This window comes from Streptomyces sp. NBC_00353 (assembly GCF_036108815.1).
Taxonomy (GTDB): Bacteria; Actinomycetota; Actinomycetes; order Streptomycetales; family Streptomycetaceae; genus Streptomyces.
In genome coordinates, this window is sequence record NZ_CP107985.1 from 6,147,773 (window position 1) to 6,163,425 (window position 15,653).

Annotated in this window: 14 protein-coding genes and 1 pseudogene; 8 read left to right on the plus strand and 7 right to left on the minus strand. The window is 69.6% G+C overall.

Annotated features, from left to right (window positions below):
• Window positions 1–109 precede the first annotated feature (109 nt).
• Window positions 110–613 carry a GtrA family protein gene (locus OHA88_RS27850; protein WP_267004826.1) on the minus strand — a complete coding sequence of 168 codons (504 nt, stop codon included), beginning with the start codon at window positions 611–613 and terminating at the stop codon, window positions 110–112.
• A gap of 166 nt (window positions 614–779) precedes the next feature.
• Here OHA88_RS27850 and OHA88_RS27855 point away from each other — a divergent pair, with 166 nt between their 5' ends.
• The 3 genes from OHA88_RS27855 to OHA88_RS27865 are packed head-to-tail and all read left to right on the plus strand — an operon-like array spanning window position 780 to window position 3,718.
• On the plus strand, window positions 780–1,919 hold the full coding sequence (locus tag OHA88_RS27855) for a 5-(carboxyamino)imidazole ribonucleotide synthase (RefSeq protein WP_328627509.1): 1,140 nt from the start codon (window positions 780–782) through the stop codon (window positions 1,917–1,919).
• The gene (purE, locus tag OHA88_RS27860) at window positions 1,916–2,455 is read left to right on the plus strand and encodes a 5-(carboxyamino)imidazole ribonucleotide mutase (protein ID WP_326604068.1); all 540 of its coding nucleotides are present in this window, start codon (window positions 1,916–1,918) and stop codon (window positions 2,453–2,455) included. Before OHA88_RS27855 ends, purE begins: the two co-directional genes overlap by 4 nt.
• A 21-nt stretch (window positions 2,456–2,476) precedes the next feature.
• Window positions 2,477–3,718, plus strand: a complete 1,242-nt coding sequence (locus OHA88_RS27865; protein ID WP_328627510.1) for a dipeptidase — start codon at window positions 2,477–2,479, stop codon at window positions 3,716–3,718.
• A gap of 101 nt (window positions 3,719–3,819) precedes the next feature.
• On the opposite strand, the gene OHA88_RS27870 is transcribed toward OHA88_RS27865, so the two are convergent.
• Entirely contained in the window at window positions 3,820–5,163 is a 1,344-nt protein-coding gene (locus OHA88_RS27870; protein ID WP_328627511.1) for a UDP-glucose dehydrogenase family protein, read from the minus strand.
• Between the two features lie 189 nt (window positions 5,164–5,352).
• Between OHA88_RS27870 and OHA88_RS27875 the strand changes: the two genes are divergently transcribed.
• The 3 genes from OHA88_RS27875 to OHA88_RS27885 all read left to right on the plus strand — a co-directional run bounded on the left by OHA88_RS27875 (window position 5,353) and on the right by OHA88_RS27885 (window position 7,947).
• Window positions 5,353–6,510 carry an acyl-CoA dehydrogenase gene (locus OHA88_RS27875; RefSeq protein ID WP_093776593.1) on the plus strand — a complete coding sequence of 386 codons (1,158 nt, stop codon included), beginning with the start codon at window positions 5,353–5,355 and terminating at the stop codon, window positions 6,508–6,510.
• 157 nt (window positions 6,511–6,667) lie between these two features.
• Window positions 6,668–7,144 (plus strand): hypothetical protein, encoded by a 477-nt coding sequence (locus tag OHA88_RS27880; protein WP_328627512.1) that lies wholly within the window; start codon window positions 6,668–6,670, stop codon window positions 7,142–7,144.
• A complete protein-coding gene (locus tag OHA88_RS27885; RefSeq protein WP_328627513.1) occupies window positions 7,141–7,947 on the plus strand; it encodes a class I SAM-dependent methyltransferase in 807 nt (268 codons plus the stop codon). The genes OHA88_RS27880 and OHA88_RS27885 overlap by 4 nt, the downstream gene beginning before the upstream one ends.
• A gap of 93 nt (window positions 7,948–8,040) precedes the next feature.
• Here OHA88_RS27885 and OHA88_RS27890 read toward each other — a convergent pair whose 3' ends face one another.
• Window positions 8,041–9,345 carry an LCP family protein gene (locus OHA88_RS27890; RefSeq protein WP_328627514.1) on the minus strand — a complete coding sequence of 435 codons (1,305 nt, stop codon included), beginning with the start codon at window positions 9,343–9,345 and terminating at the stop codon, window positions 8,041–8,043.
• Window positions 9,346–9,465: 120 nt separating this feature from the next.
• Between OHA88_RS27890 and OHA88_RS27895 the strand changes: the two genes are divergently transcribed.
• Window positions 9,466–10,017 carry an acyl-CoA thioesterase gene (locus tag OHA88_RS27895; RefSeq protein ID WP_267004834.1) on the plus strand — a complete coding sequence of 184 codons (552 nt, stop codon included), beginning with the start codon at window positions 9,466–9,468 and terminating at the stop codon, window positions 10,015–10,017.
• A 93-nt stretch (window positions 10,018–10,110) separates the two neighbouring features.
• Here OHA88_RS27895 and OHA88_RS27900 read toward each other — a convergent pair whose 3' ends face one another.
• Window positions 10,111–11,592 carry an LCP family protein gene (locus tag OHA88_RS27900; RefSeq protein ID WP_443044300.1) on the minus strand — a complete coding sequence of 494 codons (1,482 nt, stop codon included), beginning with the start codon at window positions 11,590–11,592 and terminating at the stop codon, window positions 10,111–10,113.
• A gap of 158 nt (window positions 11,593–11,750) precedes the next feature.
• Here OHA88_RS27900 and OHA88_RS27905 point away from each other — a divergent pair, with 158 nt between their 5' ends.
• On the plus strand, window positions 11,751–12,776 hold the full coding sequence (locus OHA88_RS27905; protein WP_328627515.1) for a glycosyltransferase family 2 protein: 1,026 nt from the start codon (window positions 11,751–11,753) through the stop codon (window positions 12,774–12,776).
• Window positions 12,777–13,043: 267 nt separating this feature from the next.
• On the opposite strand, the gene OHA88_RS27910 is transcribed toward OHA88_RS27905, so the two are convergent.
• From OHA88_RS27910 to OHA88_RS27920, 3 genes and pseudogenes are all read right to left on the minus strand, one after another.
• Window positions 13,044–13,472 carry a hypothetical protein gene (locus OHA88_RS27910; protein ID WP_328627516.1) on the minus strand — a complete coding sequence of 143 codons (429 nt, stop codon included), beginning with the start codon at window positions 13,470–13,472 and terminating at the stop codon, window positions 13,044–13,046.
• A 184-nt stretch (window positions 13,473–13,656) separates the two neighbouring features.
• Window positions 13,657–13,767: pseudogene (locus OHA88_RS27915) on the minus strand (TIGR03089 family protein); the annotation flags it as partial.
• A 154-nt stretch (window positions 13,768–13,921) separates the two neighbouring features.
• Window positions 13,922–15,628, minus strand: coding sequence for an LCP family protein (locus OHA88_RS27920; RefSeq protein WP_328627517.1), 1,707 nt, complete (start codon window positions 15,626–15,628; stop codon window positions 13,922–13,924).
• Window positions 15,629–15,653: the final 25 nt, after the last annotated feature.

Genomic DNA, 15,653 nt, shown 5'->3' on the forward strand with positions numbered 1-15,653 from the left:
CACGCAGGACGGCATCAGCCGAAATCGAGCCCGTCGAGGGGGTCCCCCATGCCCTTGAGGCTCCGGGAGAGGTTGAGGACGATACGGCCACCGGGGCGACCCCGGTGCTTCAACGCCGTACCGCTTCCGCCGGGGCCGCCGGAGTCCGCCCCTGCGCCACCACGCCTACACCGTCTTTGGCAGGCAGCGCCTTGAACACCCAGCTCCGGTAGGACCAGAAGCGGAACAGCGTCGCGATCCCGATTCCGAGGATCTTGAACACGTTGCTCTGGACCGGGCTGTTCCAGCCGAATCCGTACGTCGCCGCGTACAGCACACCGTTCTCGATCACCGCGCCCACCGCGCTGAACAGCAGGAACAGCATCAGCTCCCGGGTGCGGCCGGTCTTGTCACGGTCCCGGTACGTCCAGTAGCGGAAGCCCACGTAGTTGAAGAGGATGGCGATGAACGTCGCCAGCAGACTGGCCCGCACCACCTGAAGGTCCGTGGTGTGCCGCAGCAGGTTGAAGACCGCGATATTGACCAGCAGACCCAGCGCGCCGACGGCGCCGAACTTGGCGACCTCCCGGGCCAGCCGATCCAGCCGGGTTCGCAGTGCGCCCCGTTCGCTCATGGTGATCGCTCAGCCCCGTCCGTGGATTCGGTCAACCCAGTCATGCTAACCAGCACCCCTGTGGGATGCCTGTGGGCCGAAGCAGAACCCGGCGACGTGGAATGTCACAGGACCGTCCGCCGGGGCATCGTCCGGTGGTTCCCGGGACGCCGGATACCCTGGAGGAGTGACGTTCCCGGTAGTCGGTATGGTCGGCGGCGGTCAGCTCGCCCGTATGACCCACGAGGCGGGTATCCCCCTCGGCATCAGATTCAAGCTCCTCAGTGACACCCCTCAGGACTCGGCGGCCCAGGTGGTGAGCGAGGTCGTCGTCGGCGACTATCGCGACCTGGACACGCTGCGTGCCTTCGCGCACGGCTGTGACGTGATCACCTTCGATCACGAGCATGTCCCGACCGAGCACCTGCGGGCCCTGGAGGCGGACGGCATCCCCGTGCGCCCCGGTCCCGACGCGCTGGTGCACGCCCAGGACAAGGGGGTGATGCGCGCGAAGCTCTCGGAGATCGGCGTGCCCTGTCCCCGCCACCGCATCGTGACGGACCCGGCCGACGCCGCGGCGTTCGCGGCCGAGGTCGGCGGCTTCCCCGTCATCCTGAAGACGGTCCGCGGCGGCTACGACGGCAAGGGTGTCTGGGTGGTCCGCTCCGAGGCGGACGCGGCCGAACCGTTCCGGGCCGGTGTCCCGGTCCTCGCCGAGGAGAAGGTCGACTTCGTACGGGAGTTGGCGGCCAACATCGTCCGCTCGCCGCACGGCCAGGCCGTCGCCTACCCGGTCGTCGAGTCGATCCAGGTCGACGGGGTCTGCGACACGGTCATCGCCCCGGCCCCCGAGCTGAGCGAGAAGCTCGCCGGCGAGGCCCAGCAGATGGCCCTGCGGATCGCCGCCGAGCTCGGCGTCGTCGGGCACCTCGCCGTCGAACTCTTCGAGACGAGCGACGGCCGCATCCTCGTCAACGAGCTCGCGATGCGCCCGCACAACTCCGGGCACTGGACCCAGGACGGCGCGATCACCTCGCAGTTCGCCAACCACGTGCGGGCCGTCCTCGACCTGCCGCTCGGCGACCCGCGCCCGCGTGCCACCTGGACGGTCATGTCCAACGTCCTCGGCGGCGACTATCCGGACATGTACCAGGCGTATCTGCACTGCATGGCCCGTGACCCGCAGCTCAAGATCCACATGTACGGCAAGGACGTGAAGCCCGGCCGCAAGGTCGGACACGTCAACACCTACGGCGACGACCTGGCGGACGTGCGGGAGCGCGCCCGGCACGCGGCCGACTACCTGCGAGGAACGATCACCGAATGACTTCCCCCGCCTCCGCCGCGCCCCTCGTCGGCATCGTCATGGGCTCGGACTCCGACTGGCCCGTCATGGAAGCAGCGGCCAAGGCCCTCGACGAGTTCGAGATCCCCTACGAGGTCGACGTCGTCTCCGCCCACCGGATGCCGCGCGAAATGATCGCGTACGGGGAGAACGCGGCGGACCGCGGCCTCAAGGCGATCATCGCGGGCGCCGGCGGCGCCGCCCATCTGCCCGGCATGCTCGCCTCCGTCACCCCGCTGCCCGTCATCGGCGTCCCGGTCCCGCTGAAGTACCTGGACGGCATGGACAGTCTGCTCTCCATCGTGCAGATGCCGGCCGGTGTCCCGGTCGCGACCGTCTCGGTCGGCGGCGCACGCAACGCGGGCCTGCTCGCCGCGCGCATCCTCGCCGCCCACGACAGCGAGCTGCTGGCCCGGATGCGGGAGTTCCAGCAGGAGCTGAACGACCAGGCGACGGAGAAGGGCAAGCGGCTGCGCAACAAGGTCGAGGGCAGCGACTCCTTCGGCTTCGGCAAGTAGCGGCAGAGGGGGAGGGCGACCATGGATCACAGCGCCGGCAACATCGCGGGCCACACCGCCGACCGCACCGCGGAGCGGCTCACCCGGGCCGGGGAACTCCTCGCCGAGTACCCCGTCGTCGACGGCCACAACGACCTGCCCTGGGCACTGCGTGAACAGGTCGGCTACGACCTGGACGCCCGGGACATCGCCACCGACCAGTCCGCCCACCTCCACACCGACATCCGACGGCTGCGCGCAGGCGGCGTCGGCGCCCAGTTCTGGTCCGTCTACGTACGGTCCGACATGGCCGGTGACGCCGCCGTCAGCGCCACCCTCGAACAGATCGACGTGGTCGCCGAGCTGCTGGACCGCCACCCCGCCGACCTGCGGCGTGCCCTGACCGCCGACGACATGGAGGCGGCCCGCACCGAGGGCCGTATCGCCTCCCTGATGGGCGCCGAGGGCGGCCACTCCATCAACAACTCGCTGGGCACCCTGCGCGCCCTGCACACCCTCGGCGTCCGCTACATGACGCTGACCCACAACGACAACATCGCGTGGGCGGACTCGGCGACCGACGAACCGGGCGTCGGCGGACTCTCCCCGTTCGGCCACGAGGTCGTACGGGAGATGAACCGCACCGGCATGCTCGTCGACCTCTCGCACGTGGCGGCCACCACGATGCGCGACGCGCTCGCCACCTCCACCGCGCCGGTGATGTTCTCGCACTCCTCGGCCCGGGCGGTCTGCGACCACCCGCGCAACGTCCCCGACGACGTCCTCGCGCAGCTCCCGGCCAACGGCGGCATCGCCATGGCGACCTTCGTGCCGAAGTTCGTCCTGCCGGCCGCCGTCGCCTGGACCCGGGCCGCGGACGAGAACATGCGGGCCCACGGCCTGCACCATCTCGACACCACCCCGCAGGCGATGAAGATCCACGCCGCGTTCGAGGCGGCCAACCCGCGCCCGATGGCCACGGTGGCGACGATCGCCGACCACCTCGACCACATGCGTGAGGTCGCCGGGATCGAGCACATCGGTATCGGCGGCGACTACGACGGAACCGCGTTCCTCCCCACCGGTCTGGAGGACGTCTCGGGCTACCCGAACCTGATCGCGGAACTCCTGGGCCGCGGCTGGTCCGCCACCGACCTCGCCAAGCTCACCTGGCGCAACGCGGTACGGGTGCTGCGCGACGCGGAGGACGTCGCCCGTGACCTGCGTACGCGGCGCGGCCCGTCCCACGCCACGATCGACGAACTCGACGCTCCCAAGGCCTGACGACGGCCCGAGAACGGCCCGAGCGCTCCGGAGGGGGCGGCTCGGGCCCTCAACGGCTTGCGGATCGGCCCCTCGGCGGCCGACCCATGAACCAGCGGCTCTCAGGCCCGGGGCCGGCCCATCGCCCGGTACGTCCAGCCCGCCTCGCGCCACACCGCACTGTCCAGCGCGTTACGGCCGTCCAGAATGATCCGGTGCGCCGCGGCCTCGCCCAGCGCCACCGCGTCCAGCTCACGGAACTCGTGCCACTCCGTCAGGTGCAGCACCACATCCGCGCCGCGCACGGCGTCCAGCGCAGACTCCGCGTACCCGAGCGTCGGGAAGAGCCGCCGGGCGTTGTCCATGCCCTTCGGGTCGTACACGGTGACCTGGCCGCCCTGGAGGTGGATCTGCCCGGCCACGTTCAGCGCCGGCGAGTCGCGTACGTCGTCCGAGTCCGGCTTGAACGTCGCACCCAGCACGCCGACCCGCTTGCCGAGGAACGAGTCGCCGCCCACGGCCTCCCGGGCCAGCTCCACCATGTGGCCGCGGCGCCGCATATTGATCGAGTCGACCTCGCGGAGGAACGTCAGCGCCTGGTCGGCGCCCAGCTCACCGGCGCGCGCCATGAACGCGCGGATGTCCTTGGGCAGACAGCCGCCGCCGAAGCCGATCCCGGCCCGCAGGAACTTGTTGCCGATCCGCTCGTCGTGGCCGATCGCCTCGGCGAGCTTCTTCACATCGCCGTCGGCTGCCTCGCAGACCTCCGCCATGGCGTTGATGAACGAGATCTTGGTCGCCAGGAACGAATTCGCGGCGGTCTTCACCAGCTCGGCGGTCGGGAAGTCCGTCACCACGAAGGGCGACCCCTCCGCGAGGGGAACCGCGTACACCTCGCGCAGCAGCTTCTCGGCCCGCTCGCTCTTCACACCGACGACGATCCGGTCGGGGTGCAGGGTGTCCTTCACGGCGAAGCCCTCGCGCAGGAACTCCGGGTTCCAGGCCAGCTCCGCGTCCCTGCCCACGGGTGCCAGCTCGGTCAGCCGCGCCGCGAGCCGGGCCGCGGAGCCCACCGGCACGGTCGACTTCCCGATGACCAGTGCTGGCCGGGTCAGCTGCGCCGCCAGCGACTCGAAGGCGCTGTCCACGTAGGACATGTCGCAGGCGTACTCGCCGTGCTTCTGCGGGGTGTTCACGCAGACGAAGTGCACATCGCCGAAGGCACCCACCTCTTCCCACGAGGTGGTGAACCGCAGCCGGCCGGTGGATCCCTCGATGCCGGCGACGTGCTTGCGGAGCAGCTCCTCCAGACCCGGCTCGTACATCGGGACCTTGCCGGCGCTCAGCATCTCGATCTTCTCGGGCACGACATCGAGCCCGAGCACTTCGAAGCCGAGCTCCGCCATGGCCGCAGCGTGGGTGGCGCCGAGGTAGCCGGTGCCGATCACAGTGATCCTGAGGGCCATGAAGTGCTCCTGGGAGATGCGGACGGACGTGCGGTGAACGAGCATAGTCGTGCCCCCTGACGCCCTGTTTTACCGGTCTTGCGGACCCCTGTCGCGTAGCTCACGTACGGCTCGCATAGGTCTTTGCGGGGCATGGCGCCTAAAATTGGGTTACTTAACGGTAGTTAGCATCCCTGGGGAGTGAGAGTCTTGGCGGGTTCCACCGATTTCGACCTGTACCGTCCGGCCGAGGAGCACGACATGCTCCGCGAGACGGTCCGTGCGCTCGCCGAGGCGAAGATCGCCCCGTTCGCGGCGGCGGTCGACGAGGAGGCCCGCTTCCCGCAGGAGGCGCTGGACGCCCTGGTCGCCTCCGACCTGCAGGCCGTGCACGTCCCCGAGGAGTACGGCGGCGCCGGTGCCGACGCCCTCGCCACCGTGATCGTGATCGAGGAGGTGGCCCGCGTCTGCGCCTCCTCCTCCCTGATCCCGGCCGTGAACAAGCTCGGCTCGCTCCCGGTGATCCTCTCCGGCTCCGAGGCACTGAAGAAGAAGTACCTGGGCCCGCTCGCCAAGGGCGACGCGATGTTCTCGTACTGCCTCTCCGAGCCCGACGCGGGCTCCGACGCCGCCGGCATGAAGACCAAGGCCGTTCGCGACGGCGACTTCTGGGTCCTCAACGGCGTGAAGCGCTGGATCACCAACGCGGGCGTCTCCGAGTACTACACGGTGATGGCCGTCACCGACCCGACCAAGCGCTCCAAGGGCATCTCGGCGTTCGTCGTCGAGAAGTCGGACGAGGGTGTCTCCTTCGGCGCCCCGGAGAAGAAGCTCGGCATCAAGGGCTCCCCGACCCGCGAGGTCTACTTCGACAACGTCCGGATCCCCGCCGACCGCATGATCGGCGAGGAGGGCACCGGCTTCGCCACGGCGATGAAGACCCTGGACCACACCCGCATCACGATCGCGGCCCAGGCCCTCGGCATCGCGCAAGGCGCCCTCGACTACGCCAAGGGCTACGTCCAGGAGCGCAAGCAGTTCGGCAAGCCGATCGGCGACTTCCAGGGCGTCCAGTTCATGCTCGCCGACATGGCGATGAAGCTGGAGGCGGCCCGCCAGCTCACCTACTCGGCCGCCGCCAAGTCCGAGCGCCTCGACGGCGACCTGACGTTCTTCGGCGCCGCGGCCAAGTGCTTCGCCTCCGACGTCGCGATGGAGATCACCACGGACGCGGTCCAGCTGCTCGGCGGCTACGGCTACACGCGGGACTACCCGGTGGAGCGGATGATGCGCGACGCCAAGATCACGCAGATCTACGAGGGCACCAACCAGGTCCAGCGCATAGTCATGGCGCGGAACCTGCCGTAACCCCGGCGGGTTTTCACGATTCGGCGTCCGTTCCGAACGGATTGCGACCATTGACCGGCCCCCGGCTTCCTGCCGGGGGCCGATCGCGTCTCCCCGGCACAGCGGGTTCGTGAACGCTGCGGGAGCGGTGGCTCGCGATGGCGTAACTTCCCTGTCCATGACCGACATCGACAAGCTCACCGGCCTGTTCGAAGCGCTGGGGGCCGACGACGCACCGGGCTGGGCCGACTCGGAGATCGAGGAGAACCTTCCGCAGCTCGCCCGCTACCGGTTCCTGCGCAAGGTCTGGCAGGACATCGACGCCTGGAGCTCGGCGGCGCCCGACTGGGTCGAGGCGTACCGCAAGGAGGGCCTCGCGGGCCACGCCGTCGAGCGGGCGGTGCGGCTCGGGCTGACGCCCGGTGAACTGGGCGAGATAGCCCGCGAGGTGGCGAAGGAGACCGCGTTCGGACTGCTCTACAGCCTGGCCGATCCGACGGACGGCGATCTTCCGCCCGAGGTCGAGGAACAACTGCCGGGCTGGTGCCTGGCGGAGCTGTCCCCGGAGGGGGAGCCCACGGGCCGGATTCTGGATGCGCTGTACGAGGACCTGGACGAGATCGAACCGCAGGGACCTGTGGAGGGTGTGCGGTGACCGCCTTCGATCTGAGTGAGCGGCGGATCTGGGACGGCCGCGCCGAGGCCTACGCGCGCACCTTCGCGGGCCTCTGCGCTCACCCCGTGCCCGCGCTGCTGGACGCGGCCGGGGTCGGTACCGGGACACGGGTGCTCGATGTGGGGTGCGGCAGTGGCAGCGTGACGGTGGCGGCCGTCGGGCGCGGTGCGGTCGTACGGGCCGTGGACGCCGAACCCGGAATGGTCGAGGCGACCCGCCGGGCCGCGCCCGGAGTCGGTGTCCGACTCGGCCGACTTCCCGAACTTCCTTACCAGGACGGCGAGTTCGATGCGGTCGTGGCGAACTTCGTGCTCAACCACGTGGGCCGTCCGGAGGCCGCCATCGAGGAACTGCGCCGGATCACCCGTCCCGGCGGCCTGGTCGCGGTCACCATCTGGCAGGTGCCCGGTGCCGCCGGGCAGGCACTGGTGGGACGGGCCGCGCAGGCAGCGGGGCTGACCCGCCCGCAGTGGCTGGCCACGGTCGACGCCGAGCACGACTTCCCGCGTACCCGGGAAGGGCTGGGTGCGCTGATGTCCGCGGCCGGCCTCGAAGACGTACGGACCGAGGCCCTTGCCTGGGATCACCACGTAGGCGCGGAGGACTGGTGGGCCGGCCCCGCCTCCGGGGTCGCCGCGATCGGGCAGCTGGTCAACAGCCGGGGGCCGGAGGGAGTGGCCGCGGCCAAGCGGGAGTACGACGTGCTGTGCGCCGAATTCGCCAGGAAGGAAGGCGAGTTGGCTCTGCCGCATGTGGCGCTGCTGGCTCGGGGGAGCGTGTAGCGGCGGCCGGGCCGCGGTCGCACGTGCGGTGACGACCGCGGTGTGCAGCAGGGCCCGGTCGGCGAACCGTCCGGGCCCTGCTCCTGTCTGCCGTCAGTTACTGGAGACGGTGACCTTCTCGTCGTCGTTGAGCTGCTGCACCAGCTGCTTGACCTTGGCCTTGTCCCAGACCAGGTTCCCGCCGGTGCTGCCCGAGATCGGCATGTTCATCGACTTGCCGTCACCGCCCGTGACGCCCTTCATCGCGAAGAACATGTTGCCCAGGTCCCACAGCGACATGTCCTTGTCGACGATGAGGGTGTCGAGGCCGGCGCCCATCGTCGGGTACAGCTTGAACGGGTTGAGGATCGTGGACGGCGTCGCGGTCTGGCTCGCCAGCGCCGCAAGGAACTTCTGCTGGTTCTTCGTCCGGTCCAGGTCGCTGCCCGCGAAGGCGTACCGGGTCCGCACGAAGGCGAGCGACTGCTCGCCGTTCAGCGTCTGCTTGCCGGCCTGGAAGTCGGCGCCGGAGTTCTTGTCCTTGAACGCCTTGGGGATGTCGAGTTCCACCCCGCCGATCGCGTCCACGATCTTGGCGAAGCCGCCGAAGCCGATCTCGACGTAGTGGTCGATGTGCAGTCCGGTGTTGAACTCGACGGTACGGACCAGCAGCTCGGGGCCGTCCTCCGCGTAGGCGGCGTTCAGCTTGGTGAAGCGGCCGCGGCCCGGGTAGAGCTTGCCCGAGTCGGAGCCCTTGTACGAGGGGATCTCCACGTTCGAGTCACGCGGCAGGGAGATCAGGGTCGGGCCGTTCGATCCGTCGTGCAGGATCATCATCGAGTCGGTCCGCTTGCCCTCGGCGGAGCCGGTGTGGAGCCTCTTCTTGTCCTCGGTCGACATGCCCGCGCGGCTGTCGGAACCGACGATCAGATAGTTGGTGCCGTCGCCCTCGCCGGGACGCTCGATCACCTTGGAGAGGTCGACCTCGCGCTTCAGCTTGGAGTCGGCCCAGAAGTACGTGCCGATGGAGACGGCCAGCACCACGACCACGAGGGTCAGCGCGCCTATCTTTATCCGACGGCGCCAGTCCGGTGCGGGCCGGCCCTGGACGTAACCGCCGTCACCGCCGCCGTAACCCCGGCCGCCGCCGTTGCCGCCGCCGTAGACCTGACCGGCACCGTGACCGTTGTCGTACCCAGCGTTGTCGTCATAGCCGTCGGAGTACCGCGGCGGCTCCGGACGGCGCTGTTGCGGCGGCGCCGGATACTGCCGCGGCGGCGCCGGGCGCTGCGGCGGCGGTGCGGGGTGCCGCTGGACGTGCGGCATCACACGGGCACCCTCGGGCTGGGCGCTGTCACTGCCCCGTCCGTAGCGGTCGTCGCGGTTGTCGTCGGTCCATCCACCGGGCCTGTCGCTCATGCGGACCAGTGTGCAGGCCGGACCTGTCGGTATTACAGGGGGTGTGAGATATCGGGCCTGGGCTGTTGCCAAGCTGATGCAATGTCCGCGGCGCAGGGCCCCCGCAATAAGGTGGACGGCATGACAGATCAGGCCCCGCGCCCGGAGGGCGATATTCCGGGCAAGCCGACCGCGGCGTCCCGGACCACCCTCAGCCACATCATGACCGGCAGTGACACCAACCTGCTGGGCACCGTGCACGGTGGCGTGATCATGAAACTCGTCGACGACGCGGCGGGCGCCGTGGCCGGCCGGCACTCCGGCGGCCCCGCGGTGACGGCCTCGATGGACGAGATGGTCTTCCTGGAGCCGGTCCGTGTCGGTGACCTTGTTCACGTCCGCGCGCAGGTGAACTGGACCGGCCGCTCCTCGATGGAGGTCGGCGTCCGGGTCATGGCCGAACGGTGGAACGAATCGACCCCCGCCCAGCAGGTCGGCAGCGCGTATCTGGTGTTCGCGGCGGTCGACGGCGACGGCAGGCCGCGCCCCGTACCTCCTGTGATCCCGGAGACGGAGCGCGACAAGCGGCGCTACCAGGAGGCGCAGATCCGGCGTACGCACCGTCTCGCGCGGCGCCGCGCGATCAAGGAACTGCGCGAGAAGCGCATCGCGGACGGCATCGACGTCGACTGACGGCAGGCCCCGGGTCCGGGGGGACGGGTACGGCGAGGACGGGCGCCCCGGCGGCCGCCGTCCCCGGAACATCGCCCCGTACGGCACCGCTCCCTACGGGCACACCACCTGGTCGCCCGTGATCGTGCCGAACTCGCCCCGGTGCCTCGCCTCGGCCTGCACCCGCTCCACCCTGCCGAAGTTCTCGCCCGCGGTCACCTTCATCGTCTTGCCCTGCCCCGTGACCGCCCGCAGCTCGGCCCCCGGCAGCGCTGCCGCCAGCGACTTCGCCGACCGGTCCCACCGCGGGTCGTACTCGACCAGCGTGTGCTTCAGGCTGCGCGGCTCAGCGTTGAGCGGGGCCCGTGTCGTAACGAAGCCGGTGGCGCGCAGTGCGTCGTCGACCTTCCTGCCGAGCCCGTCCTGCACGGTCCCGTTGTAGACCTGGACCCGGATCTCACCCGGTGCGACATCGACCGGCTTCGCCACCGGTGTCTTCGGCCGCTTCGAAGTCAGCGGCTTGTCGTCGCGCAGCGCCTCGAAGAGCCTCTTCGACTTCGTCGGGTCCCATTTGACCGTCGAGCCGATGCCCTTGACCGGGAAGGAGGGATCGCTGATCGGGACGGAGGCGAACTCGGACGACGCCGGGGTGAAGCCGCGCATCGCCTGGCCGAGGTCCAGCAGCTGGTCGGTTCCGAACCCCCGATCCGCCCGGACCGAACCGAGCATCGTCGACGCGACGTCCCGGAACTTCACCGGGTTCATCAGCACACCGCTGCTGGTCGCCCGCTTGATCAGCGACGCGAGGAACCTCTGCTGGCGCTGCATCCGGCCCAGGTCGGCGGCGGCGTCGATATGGCGTGAGCGCACGTACCGGAGCGCCTGCCCGCCGTCCAGCCAATGGGTGCCCGCGGCGAGATCGAGACCGGTGTACGAGTCCTTCATCGGCCGGGCCGTGCAGATCTGCACCCCGCCGAGGGTGTCCACCGTCTTCATGAAGCTGGCGAAGTCGACCTCCAGGTAGTGGTCGACCTTGACACCCGTCATGCGCTCGACCGTCCGTACGGTCAGACTCGGCCCGCCCTCCGCGTAGGCGGCGTTCAGCTTCACCGGATGGGCGGCGTGCTCGACGCCGGTGGCCGGGTCCCGGTGCTCGGGGAGCTCGGTGTAGCTGTCACGCGGCAGCGAGACGATGGTCGCGCGTTCCTTGTCCGCCGACAGGTGCACCAGCATGATCGTGTCGGTGCAGTGGCAGGGCGCACCGCCCAGCCGGTACTTCCGCTTCTCCTCCCGGCTGACCTTGTCGCGGCCGTCGGTGCCGACGAGCAGCAGGTTCATGCCGTTGCCGGCCCGCGGCCGGTTCTTCATGTCCTTGAACGGGTCGACGCGGTCGATCCCGGTCTCCAGGCTGGTCACGACCGCATGACCGATCCCGCCTGCCCCGAGCACCAGCACGGACAGACTGGTCGCCACCCGCATACCCCAGCGGGGCCGCTCGTCCTGTTTTCTCGACCTGCGCTGCGGGGGAGTGGCGTGGCGGCGCGGCGGACGGGGGGAGCTGTGCGGTGTGGGCACGGGGGGACCTCCGCGGTGCATGGGGGACCGTTCGCACAGTAGGTCCATACGATCACCACTCCGGGAAGCCACCCGGTGGCGCGCGCCCGTGTCCCTCATTCGCGGTAACGTGGCGGCCGAATAACGCCGCCTCCTGGGGTGCGAACCCCCGGCGCCCCCGAGGACCCCCCGAGGACCACATGTCTGCCGCGCAGTACCCCGCCGTCTCCGTGATCATGCCGGTGCTCAATGAGGAACGCCATCTCAGGAACTCCGTCCGGCACATCCTCGAGCAGGAGTACGCCGGTGAGATGGAGGTCGTGATCGCGCTCGGCCCGTCCACGGACCGTACGGACGAGATCGCCGCCGAGCTCGTACGCGAGGACTCCCGGGTGCACACGGTGCCGAACCCGACCGGCCGCACCCCGGCAGCGCTCAACGCCGCGATAAAGGCCTCCTCGCACCCCATCGTGGTGCGGGTCGACGGCCACGGCATGCTCTCGCCGAACTACATCGCGACCGCCGTCCGCCTCCTGGAGGAGACCGGCGCGCAGAACGTCGGCGGCATCATGCACGCCGAGGGCGAGAACGCCTGGGAGGACGCCGTCGCCGCGGCCATGACGTCGAGGATCGGCGTCGGCAACGCGGCCTTCCACACCGGCGGCCAGGCGGGCCCGGCCGAGACCGTCTACCTGGGGGTCTTCCGCCGCGAGGCACTGGAGAAGGCGGACGGCTACAACGTGGAGTTCATCCGCGCCCAGGACTGGGAGCTGAACTTCCGGATCCGCGAGGCGGGCGGGCTGATCTGGTTCTCGCCCGAGCTGAAGGTGCAGTACCGGCCGCGTCCCTCGGTGAAGGCCCTCGCCAAGCAGTACAAGGACTACGGCCGCTGGCGCCACGTCGTCGCCCGCTACCACGCCGGCTCGATCAACCTGCGTTACCTGGCCCCGCCGACCGCCGTCTGCGCGATCGCGGCGGGCATCGTCGTCGGCGCGGCCGTCACCCCGTGGGCCTTCGTCATACCGGCCGGTTACGCCGCGGCCATAGTCGCCGGGTCCCTCCCGGCGGGCAAGGGCCTGCCGCTGAAGGCACGGGCTCAGATCCCGGTGGCGCTGGCCACCATGCACATGTCCTGGGGCTACGGCTTCCTGACCAGCCCGCGCTCGCTGGCGAAGAAGGTCATGGCCGGCCGCCGTGCCCCGGTGCAGGTCTCCGGCCGGGCCTGAGCCGATACACACGTTCGCTGGGCGGAGCCCCGAGGCATTTGGTCAGGGCTCCACCCGAGTCCGGCCGAACCGTCGGGGCGCGGAACCTTCGCCCGTGCTGTACGAGGATCATCGATCCGCGGCACGGTGCCGAAGCCATCGTGGTGCTTGTCAGGCCTCAGCCGGATGCGTCGGGCAATGGTGTTTTGACGTGCATTCGGGGATGCGGTGGGTTGAAGTCGTGGGTGATCGGCAGGTGCAGCAGTTGAGGGCGACGGGCTGTTTCTCTCAGCAGACCGTGGAGGTCGATCCGCCGGTGCTGTTCAGGTAACCCGTGGCGTGCGTGCAGTAGGCAGCGGTGTTGGCGGGGGTTCCCCAGAGCTCGGATCGCGTCGTGTTGGTCAGCTGAGCCGCGCCGTAGTCGTTGCCGGAGTCGGACTCATTGACGATGCGGATGTACAGGTCCCAGTTCGTGTGCGTGTCCCGAAACTGCTGCCACACATAGATGTAGGCGTAGTTGTATCCGCAGCCGTAGTACTGCTTGACCGAGGCGGCGTCTTTTCCGCCGACCTGAATCACGCGGGTGCTCCCGATCTGGGACACGCTGCTGCAGCCGGAGGGGGTGCTGGCGGCGGCGGAGGGGGCGTTGACGAGAGAGAGGCCGGCTATCGCGGTGAGGGCGCCAAGAGTTGAGGCGACCTTCTTGCCAAGGTTCATGGGGGAGCTCCAAGTCGGCAGCAAATAAGGCTCGTTGAAGCTACATGCGGTGATCGGTACCGGCAATTGGCCGTCGAGTGAGGTGAGTCACGCGCGATGGTCGAGTAAGTCGCCCTCGTGCGGCAGGAGTTGGGGCACATGAGTGTCCTGTGGACGGGGATCCCGTGCGTGCCCGGGGGCGGTCTGCGGTGTTGGTGACCCGCTCACTTTCGATGCGCTTGGCGAGCCCGTCCTCGCCCAGCTGTCCCGGATTCCGGCACAGGCCCACGGAGGCGCCCGCGGTCAGCGGGGGCGCGTCCCCGGTCGTCGGGTTACGCCGCCAGGTCGCCCCGCACCGGTGAGAAGGTCATGGCCGGCCGCCGCCCGGCCGTCACCGTGCAGGTGTCGACACCGTGGGGGCCCTCCGACGTGCCGGAAGGCCCCCACAGTGCGTTGTGCCCGGTTCGGAGCTACCAGCCGAAGCCCGGCTGGACGTCCATGCAGGCCGTCTCGTCGTCGCCGTTCAGAGCCCGTGCGCTCTTCGGGGTCTTCTCCTCGGCGCTGGGGGCGGGATAGGGCCCGCTCTCGCGCCAGTCGGCCCCCACGGTCAGCGTGATGCCCGAGACGGCGGTCGACTTCTTCACCGCCGTCAGCGGGATGCCGAGCGCCTTGGCGACGGCCTGGGCGTTGCCCTCCACGTCCTCGCTCGGGAAGAGCACCCCGGTCCGTGCCGCCGCGTCCGTGTTCTGAACGTCGACCGTGGCCTGGGTGAAACCCTCCCCGGTCAGCAGCTTCTTGACCGCCGAGGCGCGGCCCTCGACCGGGTACTCGGTGTCGGTACGGGTCCCGTTGCGGATGCTGACCGGAATCTCGGCGACGGGGGCCGTGGGCTCCTTGGCGGCCGGAGCCTTGCGCTTGGACGCCTTGCCGTCGAGCGGGATGTCGTCGCGGACCATCTGGAACAACTGGGCGGCGTCGACGGGCTTGGGGAGCACGCGGCCGTTGTTCACACCCGTGCCGTAGACGTTCGGCATCGTCGTCATCGTGATGCGCTTGGTGGGGACCTTCTTGAGCTCGCCCGCCAGGTCGTACAGCTTCTTGACCGTGTCGATGCCCTTGTCGACGGTCAGCGCGGTGGTCGCCGCCTCGGCGAGGCCGGTCAGCTTGCTGGGGTCGGTGAGCTTGGTGCCCTTGCGCAGCTCACGGACCATCGAGTTCATGTACATGTGCTGGGCGTGCGTACGGCCGAGGTCGGTGCCGTCCTCGAAGCCGTAGCGAGTCCTCAGCCACTGGAGGGCCTGCTTGCCCTTGACCTTGGTGGTGCCCTCCTTCAGCTTCAGCCCGGAGCCCTTGCCGTCGCGCGTGTGGGAGTAGACGTTGCCCTTGACGCAGACCGGGACACCGCCGATCGCGTCGGCCATCGAGACCACACCGGAGAAGTCGATCATCATGAAGTGGTCGATGGTGATGCCGGTGAGCTCGTACCAGGTGGCCACGGTGCACCCGGGGCCGCCACGGCCGAGCGTCTCGTTGGTCATTGCCAGACCCGTGGTGGCCGGGTAGGTGTGCCCCGTCTTCGGATCGGTGCAGTTCGGGATCTTCAGCAGTGTGTCGCGCGGCATGCTGATCACCGACATGTTGCTTCGGTCGGCGGAGAGGTGGAGCAGCATCTGCACATCGGCGAGGGGCGCCGCCCCGAAGGTGTCCTTGGCCCCGCCGAGCTTCTGGTTCTCCTTGGAGTTCCGTGCGTCCGAGCCGATGAGCAGGATGTTCAGCGGGGTCTGACCGGCGGCGTTGGCCTTGTGCTCGGTCATCTTCTTGTCGCCGAGCGTCAGGTCCGCCTTCTTCAGGTTCGCGTTGAGGTGCTGGTAGTAGAGGTATCCGGCGCCGGCGCCGCCGAGTATGACCACAGCGAGAATCCACGCGACCCAGCGCAGTATGCGGCGCTTCCCGCGTCGGCCGTGCCGGTGCGACTGCCCGCGGCGGCGCCCGCCTCGGCCCGGGCGGCCCCGGTCCGCGGCGCCGCCGCTGTTCCGCCGGCCGTCCCGTCCGCTGTCGTGCCCGTCGTCGGAGCCCGCGGACGGGCCGTCGTCGTACAGGCCGTCGTCCCAGCCGAGTTGTCCGGCATGCCGGACGCGTGGTCGCGTTCCCTCCCCAGGTGTGCTGCTCCGTCCCACCAGGTCCCCCCTGCTGCTCAGACTC

What these genes read in the sequence shown, in the direction of transcription:
- OHA88_RS27850 (WP_267004826.1), bottom strand. Translation starts at nt 613, where the DNA reads ATGAGCGAACGGGGCGCACTGCGAACCCGGCTGGATCGGCTGGCCCGG.
- purE (WP_326604068.1), top strand. Translation starts at nt 1,916, where the DNA reads ATGACTTCCCCCGCCTCCGCCGCGCCCCTCGTCGGCATCGTCATGGGC.
- OHA88_RS27865 (WP_328627510.1), top strand. Translation starts at nt 2,477, where the DNA reads ATGGATCACAGCGCCGGCAACATCGCGGGCCACACCGCCGACCGCACC.
- OHA88_RS27870 (WP_328627511.1), bottom strand. Translation starts at nt 5,163, where the DNA reads ATGGCCCTCAGGATCACTGTGATCGGCACCGGCTACCTCGGCGCCACC.
- OHA88_RS27880 (WP_328627512.1), top strand. Translation starts at nt 6,668, where the DNA reads ATGACCGACATCGACAAGCTCACCGGCCTGTTCGAAGCGCTGGGGGCC.
- OHA88_RS27890 (WP_328627514.1), bottom strand. Translation starts at nt 9,345, where the DNA reads ATGAGCGACAGGCCCGGTGGATGGACCGACGACAACCGCGACGACCGC.
- OHA88_RS27895 (WP_267004834.1), top strand. Translation starts at nt 9,466, where the DNA reads ATGACAGATCAGGCCCCGCGCCCGGAGGGCGATATTCCGGGCAAGCCG.
- OHA88_RS27900 (WP_443044300.1), bottom strand. Translation starts at nt 11,592, where the DNA reads ATGCACCGCGGAGGTCCCCCCGTGCCCACACCGCACAGCTCCCCCCGT.
- OHA88_RS27905 (WP_328627515.1), top strand. Translation starts at nt 11,751, where the DNA reads ATGTCTGCCGCGCAGTACCCCGCCGTCTCCGTGATCATGCCGGTGCTC.
- OHA88_RS27910 (WP_328627516.1), bottom strand. Translation starts at nt 13,472, where the DNA reads ATGAACCTTGGCAAGAAGGTCGCCTCAACTCTTGGCGCCCTCACCGCG.